This is a genomic window from Priestia aryabhattai B8W22 (assembly GCF_000956595.1).
Taxonomy (GTDB): Bacteria; Bacillota; Bacilli; order Bacillales; family Bacillaceae_H; genus Priestia; species Priestia aryabhattai.
This window is the reverse complement of the sequence record NZ_JYOO01000013.1, coordinates 1-16,196: the sequence shown is the minus strand read 5'-3', so window position 1 is coordinate 16,196 and position 16,196 is coordinate 1. Positions and strand designations below refer to the sequence as shown.

Sequence of the window (16,196 nt, the reverse complement as noted above, 5' to 3'; positions counted from 1 at the left end):
GGGGCTTTTGTTTAAACTAGAAACATTGCGACAATCGTTGTAACGACTAATCCAATTGCTACAGGTTTTAAATTGCGTCTGGCGAGTTCAAACGGACTGACTCCGCAAATCGCAGCAGCTGGAATCAGCGCCCATGGAATCAACGTTCCCCCTCCAACCCAAATCGCAGCAATTTGCCCCAAAGCAGTTAGCGTGGCAGCGCCCGATCCTAAAACAGATGCAAATAAATGAGAGACAGAGCCTACGAGTGAAATACCCGAAAAGCCTGAACCGTCTAATCCTGTAATAGCTCCTAGCGCAGTTATTGTCACAGTAGCGACCTGTGCGGTTAACGGCACAGTGGAAGCAAGCGCAACGCCTAGGTCATTTACAAGTCCATGTGATCCTTTCGGAAGAAAGTCACCAATAATTGTTTTGAACCCAGCATCTCCTAAATAGAAAAAAGCGGCAATCGGAATAACGGGACCGAATACTTTAAAACCAAACTGCAAGCCTTCAATCAAATAGGAAGTTGTTTGTTCAAGACCTTTTCCTTTATGAGCAATAAGCGACACCACTACTAAAATAAATAGAGCTGTACCTCCAACGAGAGCAGTGGCATCTCCTCCCTGTAAATGAAGGGCGAACATTGCCCATACGTCTATAGCAAAGAAAAGGGGAACGATAATGGCTAAAGCCCGGCGTAGTGAAGGAGAAAGAGGTGTGGATTGGTTAGAAGAGCTGCTTGTTAAAATTGTCGGTTGCGCCTGAATTCTATTGTGCTTCATATCTTGTTTTAGAAAGTAAAAAGCAGAGAGCGTTGTAACGACTCCCATCACAATGACAAGAGGGACACTTGCTTGAACAACCTCGTGAACCGGAAGACCTGCTGCGTCAGCGGTTATCTTAGGGGCGGCTTGAATAACAAAGTCACCTGAAAGCGCAACGCCGTGACCGAATAAATTCATCGCTACAGCTACGCCTATAGCCGGAAGCCCTACGCGGATGGCAACTGGTAACAGTACGGCTCCAAGTAAAGCAACGGCTGGAGAAGGCCAGAAAAAATAGGAGATTGTCATCATAACTAATCCAATAATCCAATAGGCAAGAGCAGGTGTTTTAATGAGGCGAGCAAAAGGGGAAATCATCGATTCATTTATTCCTGTAGCCATTAAGACTTTACTCATGGATAAAATAATTGAAATAATTAAAATGGTAGGAAGCAGTTCTGTAATGGCATAAATGAAGCTGGAAAAAACAGCGCTGACGGAGTGGCTTAACGAAGAGGTAGCCGTTAAGGAAAGCAAAAAAATCCCGAGTATACAAAGGATACTCGTATCTCGCCGCATAATCATAAAGCCGATAATGAAGGCGATAAAAAGGACATACATCCAATGAAGAGCTCCAAGCTCTATGCCCATAAAAATTCCTCCCAATAGGTAATGTAGTATACAATATGACGTTTGTGACTATTGTGATACTCGCCTACTAGGAGGATGTTTACTTATTTAACTACGTGGTATGAGGTCACATAAGAAGGGCGAGAAAAAATCGATGGCTGCTGATCCACACCTTCTGACGTACCGCGTTTTTTGTGTGCTTCATTATAGGCTTTTGAAGACTGCCAATCGCTAAATGAACTTTCATCTTTCCATCCTGTAAAGATAATGTAGGTGTCATTTTGCAATGGACGAAGCACGCGAATAGCTGAAAAGCCTGCTTCATTTTCAATTAAACGAGCTCGTTGGCTAAATCGCTGTTCAAACAAAGGACGGCCTTCATCTGTAACTGAAATATTATTTAGTACAGCAAATCCGCTATCTGCAAGATCTCCAGAAGCATCTAATACTTCATAAGCATGTCCCTCTTTAAAAATTGTATCTCCATCTGTTTCGTGGACTAGTGCAAATTGATCGTCATCTTTGTGAAGCAGTAATAAACGTTCACTCGGATGTTCGTCGATCAACTTTTGAAGGTAAGGGCCTGTTCCGTAAGTAATAAAGATCTTCATGGATTATACTTCCTTTCTAATTGGGAATTGCATACAATTTACAATTGTAAATCATACTAAAATTATAAAATTTTACACACAAAAATTCAAAAATTGTGAACTTCTAATGAAGATGGTAAAGTAAAACATTGATGAAGTTGTTTTCCATATTATCAAAAGTTTAGCGAAAGAAAAGGGGTGGCACGATGTACAAAAAAGGCTTATACGCAATTGCTGCCTTAGTTGGAATTTTTCTATTAGGATTGATTGGATATATTATCATCTTGTTTCTTGGAAACTATGTAATTGATGAGAAAAAAATCGTCATGGACTCGGCTACGAGGTTAGTGGACGAAAATGGAGACGAATTAACAAAGCTCTATGTGAAAAATCGGGACTTGGTTTCAATTGACAAGATTCCAAAGCATGTGCAACAAGCATTTATTTCAATTGAAGACGTTCGTTTTTATGAACACCACGGAATCGATTTTAAATCTATTGGCCGAGCATTATACCGAGATATACTGGCTGGGGGAAGTGTTGAAGGAGGAAGTACTTTAACACAGCAGCTGGCTAAAAATGTGTTTTTATCGAATGATAAAACGCTGCTTAGAAAAACAAAAGAAGTAGTGGTGGCCATTAACTTGGAGCAGCGTTACAGTAAGCAAAAACTGCTTGAAATGTATTTGAATCAAATATACTTTGGACACGGAGCCTATGGAATCCAAGCTGCATCCAAGCTTTACTTCAATAAAGATGTCTCCGAATTAACGGTAGAAGAAGGTGCACTGCTCGCTGCACTGCCAAAAGCACCAAATTCTTATTCTCCTATTTTACATCCAGAAAAAAGTATAGAACGTAGAAATGTTGTGTTAAATGCCATGCAAAAAGCAGGTTATTTATCAGCTGAAAAAAATGTACGTTTGCAGGGAAGAACGCTGGGGTTGAACATAAAGGAGCAGGGTAAAAATCCAGCGTATTTAACCTATATCGATATGGTTATTCAAGAAGCAGAGAAGAAATACAGCATTTCGAGCAATGAGCTTCTGCGCGGAGGTTATACGGTCAAAGTACCGATGAATATAAAAGTACAAGAAGCCGCCTACGAGCTGATGAAAGAAAATCGTTATTTTCCAGGTACAGATAATAGTGCCCAAGGTGCTTTTGTATTAGTCGATAACAAAAGCGGAGGAGTTTTATCTGTTATGGGAGGACGAGATTATGTACAAAAATCGCTCAACCGCGTAAATGTCAAAAGACAGCCAGGTTCTACGATGAAACCTATTGCGGTATATGGCCCTGCGTTAGAAGAAGGTCAATTCAAGCCTTATTCGTTGCTCCAAGACAAGCTTAGAAGCTATGGGGGATACACACCTAAAAACGTAGACGGGCAATATGCTAAAAAGGTAACAATGTACGATGCCCTAAAAGATTCTAAAAACGCAGCTGCTGTCTGGACATTGAATCAGCTAGGAGTTGAAACAAGTAAGCAGTATCTCACAAAGCTAGGAATTCCTTTAGAAGATAAAGGGCTTGCGATTGCTCTTGGAGGGTTAAAAGCAGGAATTACACCGCTTCAATTAGCAGGAGCGTACCGGGCATTTGCTGAAAACGGAGAAACCATCCAACCGTACTTTATTCAAGAAATAAAAGATCAAGACGGAAAAGTGATTGCAAAAGCTGCTCCCGACACTCACAAAGCATTTTCAAAACAGACGGCTTGGTATATGACAAAAATGCTTCAAGGAGTTGTTAAAGAAGGAACGGCAAAAAATGGAGAGTTTAAAGGAGAGTTAGCAGGAAAAACAGGGTCTACTTCGTATACGAATGTTAAAGGAGCCACAAGAGATGCTTGGTTTGTTGGATATACGCCAGATGTTGTAGGAAGCATGTGGATGGGATATGATTCTACAAATGACCAGCATTATTTAACAAAAGGAAGTTCTTATCCGACTCTATTATTTAAAGACATTTTAACAAGAGCTGGTTACGACGAAGCTGCATTTCAAAAGCCAGCAGGCGTTAAAGATCTGCCAAAACCAATACGCTTAGAGCAAGTTAAAGACTTAAAACAAGAATTAACATTCCATCCATTCGGTTTGCTAACGGTAAATTTATCGTGGACACCTTCACCTGATAAAAGAGCTGTTTATTATGTTTATGAGAAAAAAGGTGATAAAGCCGAAGTAATTGGCAAAGTGAAGGGAAAAGGAGCATTTGAAAAAGAGCGTGTGAATCTGCTCGACAGTCCTACTTATTATGTAGTTCCTTACAATTCCCAAACAAAACAAAAAGGAAAAAAATCCAACGAAGTAACACCTGCTCTTTTTCAATAAAAAAAGAAGAGTAGGGCGATTTTTTGACATTTTTAGCAGGTGGCTATACAAGTCGTAAAGAAATGGGTATAGTGACAAGTAGAGAATATAACGTGAAACTTTAATCAGTAGAGGAACCGGTATGTTCCTTTGCTGATTATTGTCTGTCTAATCGAAGAAAATACGGATGGAAGACAATCGAGAAAGGTGGAAATTATGAGTCAAGGAACGTTTAACGATACTTTTTTAAAAGCCTGTAGAGGGGAAGAAACGGATCATGTTCCGGTTTGGTATATGCGCCAAGCAGGGCGTTCACAGCCGGAATACCGAAAGCTAAAAGAGAAGTACTCTCTATTTGAAATCACTCATCAGCCCGAGCTTGGGGCATACGTAACACGCCTGCCCGTTGAACAGTACGGAGTGGATGCAGCTATTTTATATAAAGATATAATGTCACCGCTTCCTTCAATTGGAGTGGATGTTGAAATCAAGTCAGGAATTGGTCCCGTCATTTCTAATCCAATTCAATCTTTAAGCGATGTAGAAAAGCTAGGAGAAATTACGCCGGAAGAAGATGTTCCGTATGTATTAGATACGATTAAACTGTTAACAACAGAACAGTTAAACGTACCTCTAATTGGTTTTGCCGGTGCCCCTTTTACAGTGGCAAGCTATATGATTGAAGGAGGACCTTCAAAAAACTATAATAAAACAAAAGCATTTATGTACACGGAACCTAAAGCTTGGTTTGCATTAATGGATAAGTTAGCAGATATGACGATTACATATGTAAAAGCGCAAATTAACGCTGGAGCAAAAGCCATTCAAATCTTTGATTCATGGGTGGGTGCTTTAAATGTAGCGGATTATCGTTATTTTATAAAGCCTGTTATGGAGCGGATTTTTACCTCTTTGCGCGAAAAAAATGTACCGCTTATTATGTTTGGAGTAGGAGCAAGTCATTTGGCAAAAGAATGGCATGACCTGCCGCTGGATGTAGTGGGATTAGATTGGCGAACGCAGCTGGATGAAGCACGTGCACTAGGCTTAACCAAAACACTGCAAGGAAACTTAGATCCTGCTATTTTGTTAGCTCCATGGGAAGTTATTGAAGAACGTGTAACAGAAATATTAGATAAAGGGATGGCCAGTCCTGGTTACATCTTTAACTTAGGGCACGGCGTCTTTCCACAGGTTCAGCCGGAAACGTTGAAGCGTTTAACAACCTTTATTCATGAATATTCTGCAAATAGACAATAAATTGTCAAATAATTTGGAGCGCTAAACTTTGAATTTTTCTTTTTATTCATGGCAAAATGAAGACAAGTATTGAATCTAACAAAGAGGTGTCGAACACATGAGTAAAAAAGTAATGGGATTACTTGTAATGGCATATGGAACGCCATATAAAGAAGAAGATATTGAACGTTACTATACACATATCCGCCGCGGACGTAAACCTTCACCGGAAGCCTTAGAAGATTTACAAAACCGCTACGAAGCAATCGGAGGCATTTCACCTCTTGCAAAAATTACGCAGCAGCAAATGGAAAGTCTGGAAAAGCGCTTGAATGAAGTACAGGATGAAATTGAATTTAAAGCGTATCTTGGCTTAAAGCATATTGAACCGTTTGTTGAAGATGCAGTAGAAGCCATGCATAAAGACGGAATTAAAGAAGCGGTCAGCATTGTGCTTGCACCTCACTTTTCAACGTTTAGCGTAAAGTCCTATAATGGGCGTGCCAAAGAAACGGCTGAAAAATTAGGAGGACCAATCATTCATTCCGTAGAAAGCTGGTACAGTGAGCCAAAATTCATTCAGTACTGGGCTACACGTGTTAAACAAACGTTTGATTTAATAGACGAAGAGAAACGCCAAAAAGCCGTATTGATTGTTTCTGCGCATAGCTTGCCAGAAAAAATTATTGCAGCAGGAGATCCATATCCAAATCAGCTTCAAGAAACAGCGGATTTAATTGCACAAGTAGCTGGTATTGAACATTACGAAATTGGTTGGCAAAGTGCTGGAAATACGCCAGAGCCATGGATAGGTCCTGATGTCCAAGATTTAACAAGAGAACTGTATGAAGAAAAAGGCTATACGTCGTTTGTCTATACCCCGGTTGGATTTATCGCAGACCACTTAGAAGTACTTTATGATAACGACTACGAATGCAAAGTGGTGACAGATGAAATTGGGGCTGATTATTACCGCCCTGAAATGCCGAATGCACAGCCTGAATTTATCGATGGGTTAGCTACAGTTGTGTTAAAACGAATTGCCCGTTAAGTCAATATAGATTCTTTGTACGTTGAACAGGGACGAAAAGTAACTTATAATCAATATAAAGAAAAGTAAGAAGCGAGCTATGGATTTCCATAATCGCTTCTCTTTATATTGAATTTTACAGAAAAGGCGATGATAACATGACGGATAGACGAAAAAAGGTTGTCATCATCGGTGGAGGAATAACAGGTCTTTCAGCTGCCTATTATTTGCAAAAAAAATAAAGGATCATCAGCTGCCAATTGATCTTCAACTAATAGAAGCGACGCATCGGCTTGGCGGGAAAATTCAAACGGTCAGACGAGACGGTTATTTATTTGAAAAAGGTCCTGATTCATTTTTAGCGCGTAAGCTAGCTGCTACAAAGCTGGCAAAAGAAGTGGGGCTAGGTCGAGAGCTAGTCGGAAATGAAAAAGGAAAATCCTATATTCTAGTAAAAGATACACCGCATGCGCTGCCTGATGGTGCTGTAATGGGGATACCAACCAAGTTATCTCCTTTTATCACAACAGGGTTATTTTCACCTGTTGGCAAGCTGCGCGCAGCAGCTGATTTTTTCATACCGAAGACAAAAAATCAGGATGACCGTTCGCTAGGCGTATTTTTTAGAAGACGGTTTGGTGATGAAGTTGTTGAAAATTTAATTGAGCCTCTATTATCAGGAATTTACGCAGGAGACGTTGATCGTTTAAGTTTAAGATCAACATTTCCACAGTTTCTGCATGCTGAACATAAGTACAGAAGCTTAATTGTTGGAATGAAAAAGCTAAAAGAAATTCACCCACAGCACGGTGATGATTCGGAATTTAAAAAAAATAGCGTCTTTTTAACATTAAAAGAAGGTCTTCAATCGCTAGTAGATGGGGTAGAAAAAGCAATAGACCCTGATATTATTACAAAAGGAATAAAAGTAGAGAAAATTTATAAAGAAGATACCACATATGAATTATCGTTAAATAGCGGGAAAGTAATAAAAGCAGACAGCGTTATTGTAACTTCCCCTCATGCAGCTGCTCAGTCTATGCTTTCGGACTATAAAATATTCGAACCGTTGAAGCATATGCCTTCCACTTCAGTAGCTACTGTTGTGATAGCCTTTGCACAAGAAGCGCTGCAAGACAATCTAGATGCAATGAACATCGCCGTTTCAAGAAATAGCGATTACACGATTACGGCATGCACGTGGCTAAATAAAAAGTGGCCGCATGCCGTTCCGGAAGGGAAAGTGCTACTGAGATGTTTAGTGGGACGAACCGGAGACGAAGCTGTGGTGGATCAGCCTGACGATGAAATTTTCAAAATTGTCCTGGAGGATTTGAAGAAGCTCATCACCATTTCTGCTGAGCCCGAATTTTATGCGGTAACGAGATGGAAGCAGTCAATGCCTCAGTATACGGTCGGACATCATGATATGCTAGATACAATGAACGAACAGCTTGAAAAAGAGCTTGCCGGTCTTTATGTAGCGGGAAGCTCATACGAAGGTCTGGGTATACCAGAATGTGTAGAGCAAGGAGAAGATGTGGCTAAAAAAGCGGTTAAATATGTGCAGCAACTGTAGAAGTGGAGCGGTGAATCAATGCTCCGCTTTTTTTGTCTACTACTTCTAGAGAAAGGTTATACTAAGAGAAAAGATTGTGGTTGAAAAGCAAAAGAAACTTATGCTATAGTAAAACCGTACTTGTTGACCGAAATATTCATTTGGTCAGAAAGAAGGGGATAACGTGGCTATAGACCGAAAGCAATCAGTTGTTGATGCAGCGTCAAAATCATTTGCGCTGTTTGGATATAAAGCAACGACTATGGAGCAAGTGGCGAAGCTTGCAAATGTCGGAAAAGGAACGATTTATACTTTTTTTAAAAACAAAGAAGAGTTATTCGATGAAATTGTTACACGAATGATTCGAGAAATGACAGATGCAGCTGAAACTGTCATTGACAGCAGCCGTCCTTTTTTTGAAAATGCTCAAGCAGCTATTTTTCGAATCTTAGAATTCCGCACTGAGCATCAGCTCATGCTGAAGCTGGTACAGGAACAGCAGTTAGGCACTACAGCAGTGCAAGAAGTGCTGGTGCGAGTAGAAGAAGAGATTTTAACTTATATAAAAAACAAAATCGAAATAGCGATTTCTAAAAAAGAAATCAAACCGTGCAACCCGGAGCTCACAGCTTTTTTATTATTTAAAATGTACATTGCACTTGTCTATGATTGGGAAAAACGGCATGAGCCGCTTTCAGAAGAAAAAATTGCTGAATTAATTGAACTATACTTTTTACGCGGTCTGTCTCAGTGAGATAGGCTTTTTTCATAGAAAAAACAAAAAAGGTCTCATGAAGAGACCTTTTTTATTGTTCACTATCATCTTTTTTTACACCGTTTAATTCCGTATTTCCTGTTTTTGCATCTTCTTCTTTTTGCTCTACTTCTTTTTCGCCTTCTTTTTTAAGGTCGAAGTAAGCTTTTATCACGTCACCAGTAACAGTTTTACTTAACGTATTAGATGTACCGGCTACATAAGCAGAAGGAATAACAACCGCTACTGCTACTTCGGGATTATCATAAGGGGCGTATGAAACGAATGTAGAGTTACGAACGCTTACGCCTTTATTAAAGGTTTCCGCGGTACCAGATTTACCAGCAATATTATACTGACGGTATTTTCCTGTATTAAGTAAACGTCCTGTACCATGTGACCCTGTAACTACTTGGCGAAATCCTTGTTTGACAAGGTTAATTTCTGACTGGCCCATCGTAATACGGTTTAATACTTCTGGTTCAACAGAACTTTGAATACTTCCTTTTAGTTCGCTATCAAGCTCAGGTTCGCGGATTTCTTTTACTAAGTGTGGCTTCATGCGGTATCCACCGTTAGCAATCGTTGAGATGTACTGAACAAGCTGAAGCGGCGTGTACGTATCATACTGTCCAATACCAAAATCCAGTGCTTTACCTGGTTCGTTTGTTACGGTATTGCGAATACCCGTTGATTCGTTTTCTAATTCGATGCCCGTTGAAATTCCAAGACCAAACTGGCTATAGTATGAGCGCAGCTTATTAAAGATAGACGGTGGAATGTTCAGTTTGCCGCCAGGGCGGTACGTTTCACCAGCCATGCTCATAACCGTACGGTACATGAACACGTTTGATGATTGTTCCAAAGCATTTTGGATCCCAGTTGCTCCAATTGGGTGAGACGACTTTTTAATTGTTCCGCCAGCAAACTTCAGCGGCGCATCGTAAAAAACCGTACCAGGCTGAATAGCGCCTGAATCAAGTCCTGCTAGAACAGTAGCTCCTTTAACCGCGGAACCTACTTCATAAGAAGTTGTCATGTTACCAAGAGCAAAGTCTTGTACTTTACGTGCTCCAGTTTGCTTATCGGTAACAAGCTGTTTTCCACCCATTGCTAAAATGTCTCCCGTGTGAGGGTCCATCATAATAGCAAACGCGCGATCCATTAATCGTGAACCAGCAGCTCCAGATGTCACAGCTTTTGTTAAAACATCTTCGACTTGTTTTTGAAGTTCCATATCAATTGTTAAAATTAAGTCACTGCCGCGCTGACCTTCTGTAACGGTCTCTTGGCTCACTAAGTTGCCCGAGCGGTCCGTTACGTTTTGCACGCGAGCTTTTTGACCGCGAAGGACGTCTTCATACTGCTTTTCTAAATAACTTTTTCCTACTCGGTCATTTCGGCTGTAGCCGTGGGACAAGTAGTACTGTAAGTTTTCGCTTGGCAACCCTTCATCTGCCGATGTGATTTTACCAAGCAGCGTGCTAAGTAAGTCATCGTATGTATACATACGGTCCCAGTAAGTTGTTGTATCAACGCCTGGCAAGTTCCCTAATTGTTCACTAATAACGGCAAGCTCTTTATCTGTTAAGCCGCTTTTAATAATTTGAGCGGTTAACGCGTAGCCGCCTTCCATCTTGCTTTTAATAGCAATCACTTCAAGGTCATCTTTCACCGATAAAAGTTCGTTTTTGGTGATGCGCTTCAGCTGAAGAGGATACAAATCATCTTCAGAAAGCTGACCTTCTTTTACTTTTTGCTTATCTGCTGCGGTAATTTTTTTCGCAGCTGCTTTTGGATGAGTTGCAATCCAATAATCTTTTAAGTCGCGTTCTGTTAGCTTAATCGTATTTTTATCTTTCTTTTTATCCGATTTGCCAAAAACGTCTGTTGTAACAGGAACATCAATAAGAGTGGCAAGCTTTTTAGCTACTTTTAGCTTGTCTTCTTGAGTGACGCCCTTCAAACGCGTGTACGTGACAGCGTTCAACGGTTTATTATCCACGATAACGCGGTCATAGCGGTCTAGCATCTTTCCGCGAGGAACCGGTGAATCTACCGTTTCATCTTCTGTTTTTTCAACTTCTCGTTTATAGTTCTCTCCGTACACAATCTGTACGAAGCCTAATCGTAAAATGAGTGCAGAAAAAAGCAGGAAAACCACAATAAACAGCCAGTTAATTCGAAATGAGACATGTGTTTTTTTGCGCTTTTTAGTTTTCATGTAAACCCCTTCACTTTGTTTATACAAGTTAAAAAAATTCATAAATTTTCTTATGAATCTATCACTCTACATATTAACATAATTTTGTCTATAAATGTTATTAGGTGGAATAAAACAGATAAAAATTTTATAGAAATTATTGTGGAAGAAGAGAGACCTGTCGAAGGGTGCTGAAGGGGGGTGTTCAATATTTTCCACTCGGTTGTTCAATATTGTTACCTGTTCAAATGTCCTAGAATCGGTAAAATAAAGAGAGATAGATATCAAGGGGGGCAAAACGAATGAAAATGAAAAGGCTTTCAATAATGTCTGGCGTGTTAGCAACATCACTTTTATTTGCGACAGCATGTTCAAACTCAGGTACGGATTCAAAAGCAAGTAAATCAACAGGCTCAGGTGATCAAGTTGTTATTGATATGTTCCAGTTTAAAGTGGAAATTGCAGATCAGCTGAAAGAATTAACGGATGAATATACAAAAGAACATCCAAACGTAAAGTTTAACATCCAAACAGTCGGCGGAGGCGCGGACTATGGTGCAGCATTAAAAGCACAGTTTGCCTCTGGAAATGAACCTGATATCTTTAATAATGGAGGGTTCCAAGAAGCGCAAACGTGGAAGGATAAATTAGAAGATTTATCTGATCAGCCGTGGGTAGATAATCTGTATGATATCGCTAAAGAACCGATGACAATGGACGGGAAAATCTATGGTCAGCCGCTAAACTTAGAAGGTTATGGTTTTATTTATAATAAAGATTTATTTGAAAAAGCAGGCATTAAAGAGTTGCCTAAGACGCTGTCGGAATTAGAAGCAGCTTCTAAAAAGCTGAAAGCAAAAGGCATTACGCCATTTTCTAACGGATACGGCGAGTGGTGGGTGCTAGGTAACCACTTATTTAATATTCCAATGGCGCAGCAAGACGATCCAGATGCGTTTATTAAAGGTCTAAACGAAGGAAAAGCAAAATTTGAAGGCAATGAAACGTTTAAGCAATTTATGAATCTGTTCGATTTAACGTTAAAGTATGGAAATAAAAATCCATTAACGACGGATTACAATACACAAGTTACTCAATTTGCTTCTGGTGAAACAGCGATGATGCAACAAGGTAACTGGACGGTAAATATGATCACGAAAATCAATCCGGATATGAAAATGGGCTTTATCCCAATGCCAATCAGCAACGATGCGAAGAAAAATGATAAATTAGCAATTGGAGTTCCAAATAACTGGGTAGTGAACAAAAATGCACCAGATGCAGATAAAAAAGCAGCGAAGGAATTCTTAAATTGGATGGTTTCTTCTAAAGAGGGTCAAAAATTCTTAGTTGAAAAGTTCAAGTTCATTCCAGCGTTCAAAAACATCGATGGAAAAGGAATCGATTCTTTATCTGATGACATCTTAAAATACTCTGAAGAAGGCAAAACATTATCTTGGAACTGGTTTAAGTATCCAGAAGGAACGGTTCAAGAAGTAGGCGCAGCAATGCAGTCTTACGCAGGCAAACAAATGACGGAAGAAGAATTTATGAAGAAATTAGATGCAATTTGGGCGAAAATGAAAAAATAACCAAAAGGTCCGCGTGGAAAACGCGGACTTTTTGGTGTGAAAAAATAGCTGGTTAGATTCATAGTTATGAAAAAATAATAGTTAATTGAAAGCGCTTTTAATGTATAATAATAGTCATAATGTATGACATTAGTCAAAGGAGGTTATTTGTGAAAGGCTGGAGCATACGCAAGAAATTAATTTTGTTTTTCTTATTCGCAACCGTTGTTCCATTTTTAATTTCAACGATTTTTACGTATCAATACACAAAAGAAACGGTTAAGAATCGATTTATTTCTACCAACTATCAAGTTATTAAAAATGGAAGCAATGATTTGAGTGATTACTTAAATGAAATTGCTAATATTACCAAAAGGCTGTACGGCTACCACCCATTTATTAAAGTGTTAGATGAAGGCGTATCAAGTGACTTAGGAGCCAATCAACTGGAAATATCACGCACTCTTCTTTATTTATATAATACTCGTCCAGAGATTGAACAGCTCCATCTTTATATTGAGAACGGGCATGACTCGTATACAGCTTATAATTCGAAAGTGAGCAGCAGAGGGAAGTACGATGATATTTACACTCAGCCTTACTATTCTTATTTAAATAAAAATCATAAATTTCTTGCCATTGAGCCTACCCATGAAATTTATAGCTACAATAATTTATCAACGTTAATTGATTCACTGCCGAATCAAGTTATTAGCTTTCATCAGCGGATTGATGAAATTCCATCAGACAAGTTGTTAGCTTATCTATCTTTAGACATTAACATGACACAAATTCAATCTATATCGCAGCGTTTATATAATGAAGAGTCAGAAGATTTTTATTTAATGAACAATAAAGGGAAGGTTTTGTATTCTTCGGATTCAAAGGTTATTGGAAAAAATGAAAACTACCCGTGGCTAAAGGCGCTTACGTCTCAAGAGGATCACAGCATGGAATGGGAAGATAAAAGCTTCTCAGGCGTATTAATGTATGAAAAGCTCAAACAGCCTTTTGAGGACTTGTACATTGTGAAACGAATTCCTTACAGTGTTTTATATGAGGATGCAAGAAAGACAGCACTTATGAATGTATTAATTGGCCTGCCATTTTTGTGTATGCTCGTTATCGCTACGCTTTTTATATCAGTACGTTTTACACAGCCAATTAACGTATTGATTCGCAATATGAAAGAAGTGGAAAAAGGATCATTTGAAGTGCGGTTTAAGTCGCTTGGAAACGATGAATTTGGTGTTTTAGGAAGGCATTTTACCTCTATGGTAGAAACAATTAATGACTTGATTGAACGTAAATTTCGCTTGGAATTAGAAAATAAATCAACGCAGCTAAAAGTGCTGCAGTCACAAATTAATCCGCATTTTTTATACAACGCATTTCAATCGATTGGAACTCTTGCCCTTAAGCATAAAGCAGTTGAAGTATATTCTTTATTAACCTCACTTTCTCACATTATGCGTTACAGCATGAATATGAAAGAGGATATCGTAAGCTTAAAGCAAGAAGTCGATCACGTAAAAGCTTTCTTGAGTCTGCAGAAGCAGCGGTTTGGTTCAAAGTTTGAGTATGAGTTAAATATCGAAAAAGAGGCAGAGCTTATGCGAATACCGAAAATGATCTTGCAGCCTCTTGTTGAGAATTCTTTTAAGCATGGATTCGAAACCCGCACAGGAAGCGGAAAGCTGTTGATTTCAGCGAAGTTGAACGGAGAAGAACTGATTCTAACTGTTTCTGACAACGGAAAAGGGATAGGAGAGCAAGAGTTGAATCAATTAAAAACGAGACTTCAGCAATCGTATAATCAAACAGATGAGCATATTGGGTTGCAAAACATTTATGAACGACTTCGCATCTACTATGGAGATCATGCTTCAATGCAAATTAGCAGTCAAGAAAATCACGATTTTACCGTTGTCATAAAGCTAACAACAATTGAAGAAAAGAGGGATAGTGATGAAAGTATTAATCGTGGATGATGAAGAGCATGTAAGAGAAGGGATAAAGCTCCTTGGACAGTGGCAAGAGCATGAAATTACAGATGTGATAGAAGCTGATAGCGGTGAGCAAGCGATTGCGCTTATCGAGGATCACGGACCGGAAATCATTTTTACTGATATGAAGATGCCTAATATCGATGGAATTGCTTTGTTGGAGTGGATTAAAGAGAATTCACCTTCTAGCAAAACGATTGTGGTAACAGGGTATGATGACTACCACTATATGCGTAAAGCTATTCATTTTGGAAGTACGGATTATATTCTAAAGCCAGTGGATCCTTCGATTTTAAACGATACGCTTATACGAGCTGTAACTCAATGGAAAAAAGAAGAAGAGTCAAGAAAAGTCCATAATAGCAGCTATCGTTTAATCAATGAAATGAAGCCGATTTATCGAGATCGAAAACTGACGCAGTTAATGAACAATTATTTGCTAAATCAATCAATCTATGAAGAGTTTGGTTTCCATCTGACTAGAGAATATGAAGTGGGGATTGTACGTGTAGATGAATCCATTATTCGTTCTTTTGGCGGTGACCGGGATTTAGCCTATTTTTCAATTTTAAATGTAATCAATGAAATGCTGATGGCAGAAGAAAATGGGGTAGCCTTCCGTTATTTATCCAATAAGTGGGAAATTATCGTTATATTTTGGAATGATTTTGAACGCATAACCTCTTTACTGACGACTTTACATACAGCAATTCGCCGTACGTTAGACGTGAGCTGTCGGATTGCAAGAGGGTGCAGAGTTTCTTCTATTGATCAGCTAATGAAATCCTATGAACATGCGAAAAACTCGCTTTTATTAAGCAATGTTCTTGATCAAAATAAAGTGAAGGTCTACGGAGAGCAAGACGTTTTAGCAAGTGCTTTATTAATAAATATGATGGATTATAACAGTAAAATTGAAGAAGCGCTGCAAGTAGGAAAGTTTGAAGCCTTTTTGCCGGTATTCAACGAAATTATCACAGCTTTTGAAGCACAAAATTACCTATCATTAAAGCAAATTCTGCATTTTGAGCAGGAATATCAGCTGTTAAGCCAGCATTGGTTAAAAAGATATCACATTCCTTATACGATAAATAACGGTCCTGAATATGTTCTTTCTTTTTTCTATAACCAAGATGGGCAGTTTCAGCTAGCAAAGTATGTAGAGAGAAAGAAGCGTGAAGTAAAGCGCTTTTTAAAAGTAGTAAAAAGGTATAGCAAGCAAAACAATCGCGACGTTATTTATGAGATCGAACAATATTTGCAGCAAAATTTTCATCGAGATGTGAAGCTTCAAGAAATATCGGAACGTTTCTATTTAAGCCGTGAATACATTTCGAGAAAGTTTAAGCAAGAATTTCAAGAAAATATTTCAGATTATATGGTGAAAGTCAGAATGAATAAAGCCAAATCACTTTTACTAAATGAAGAACTAAAAATCTATGAAATTGCGAATATGATTGGATATCATGATGATAAATACTTTCGAAAAGTGTTTAAAAAAGTAGAAGGCATTACGCCAAACGAGTATCGCAGTTTGAGCGTATAAAAAAA

Annotated in this window: 10 protein-coding genes and 1 pseudogene; 8 read left to right on the top strand and 3 right to left on the bottom strand. The window is 38.9% G+C overall.

What is annotated here, in order from left to right:
- Positions 1 to 11 precede the first annotated feature (11 nt).
- Together N178_RS11830 and N178_RS11825 are read right to left on the bottom strand one after the other, a co-directional pair.
- The gene (locus N178_RS11830) at positions 12 to 1,400 is read right to left on the bottom strand and encodes a hypothetical protein (RefSeq protein ID WP_045292383.1); all 1,389 of its coding nucleotides are present in this window, start codon (positions 1,398 to 1,400) and stop codon (positions 12 to 14) included.
- 83 nt (positions 1,401 to 1,483) lie between these two features.
- The gene (locus N178_RS11825) at positions 1,484 to 1,990 is read right to left on the bottom strand and encodes an antibiotic biosynthesis monooxygenase family protein (RefSeq protein ID WP_013055327.1); all 507 of its coding nucleotides are present in this window, start codon (positions 1,988 to 1,990) and stop codon (positions 1,484 to 1,486) included.
- A 185-nt stretch (positions 1,991 to 2,175) separates the two neighbouring features.
- Here N178_RS11825 and N178_RS11820 point away from each other — a divergent pair, with 185 nt between their 5' ends.
- From N178_RS11820 to N178_RS11800, 5 genes and pseudogenes are all read left to right on the top strand, one after another.
- The gene (locus N178_RS11820; protein ID WP_045292381.1) at positions 2,176 to 4,305 is read left to right on the top strand and encodes a transglycosylase domain-containing protein; all 2,130 of its coding nucleotides are present in this window, start codon (positions 2,176 to 2,178) and stop codon (positions 4,303 to 4,305) included.
- A 195-nt stretch (positions 4,306 to 4,500) separates the two neighbouring features.
- Positions 4,501 to 5,544 (top strand): uroporphyrinogen decarboxylase, encoded by a 1,044-nt coding sequence (gene hemE, locus N178_RS11815; RefSeq protein WP_045292379.1) that lies wholly within the window; start codon positions 4,501 to 4,503, stop codon positions 5,542 to 5,544.
- A gap of 97 nt (positions 5,545 to 5,641) precedes the next feature.
- Positions 5,642 to 6,574: a ferrochelatase gene (hemH, locus tag N178_RS11810; protein ID WP_045292377.1), complete on the top strand. Its 933-nt coding sequence runs from the start codon at positions 5,642 to 5,644 to the stop codon at positions 6,572 to 6,574.
- A 137-nt stretch (positions 6,575 to 6,711) separates the two neighbouring features.
- A pseudogene (gene hemY / locus N178_RS11805) lies at positions 6,712 to 8,132 on the top strand (protoporphyrinogen oxidase).
- Between the two features lie 163 nt (positions 8,133 to 8,295).
- Positions 8,296 to 8,865 carry a TetR/AcrR family transcriptional regulator gene (locus tag N178_RS11800; protein ID WP_028412542.1) on the top strand — a complete coding sequence of 190 codons (570 nt, stop codon included), beginning with the start codon at positions 8,296 to 8,298 and terminating at the stop codon, positions 8,863 to 8,865.
- Between the two features lie 52 nt (positions 8,866 to 8,917).
- On the opposite strand, the gene N178_RS11795 is transcribed toward N178_RS11800, so the two are convergent.
- Positions 8,918 to 11,089 (bottom strand): peptidoglycan D,D-transpeptidase FtsI family protein, encoded by a 2,172-nt coding sequence (locus N178_RS11795; protein WP_045292375.1) that lies wholly within the window; start codon positions 11,087 to 11,089, stop codon positions 8,918 to 8,920.
- 281 nt (positions 11,090 to 11,370) lie between these two features.
- On the opposite strand from N178_RS11795, the gene N178_RS11790 reads away from it, so the two are divergent.
- The 3 genes from N178_RS11790 (at position 11,371) to N178_RS11780 (ending at position 16,191) form a co-directional block, all read left to right on the top strand.
- Complete coding sequence (locus N178_RS11790) at positions 11,371 to 12,660, top strand: ABC transporter substrate-binding protein (RefSeq protein WP_033580638.1); 1,290 nt, start codon at positions 11,371 to 11,373, stop codon at positions 12,658 to 12,660.
- 149 nt (positions 12,661 to 12,809) lie between these two features.
- The gene (locus tag N178_RS11785; protein ID WP_045292374.1) at positions 12,810 to 14,630 is read left to right on the top strand and encodes a cache domain-containing sensor histidine kinase; all 1,821 of its coding nucleotides are present in this window, start codon (positions 12,810 to 12,812) and stop codon (positions 14,628 to 14,630) included.
- Positions 14,608 to 16,191, top strand: a complete 1,584-nt coding sequence (locus tag N178_RS11780) for a response regulator (RefSeq protein WP_045292371.1) — start codon at positions 14,608 to 14,610, stop codon at positions 16,189 to 16,191. The genes N178_RS11785 and N178_RS11780 overlap by 23 nt, the downstream gene beginning before the upstream one ends.
- The last annotated feature ends 5 nt before the right edge of the window (positions 16,192 to 16,196 follow it).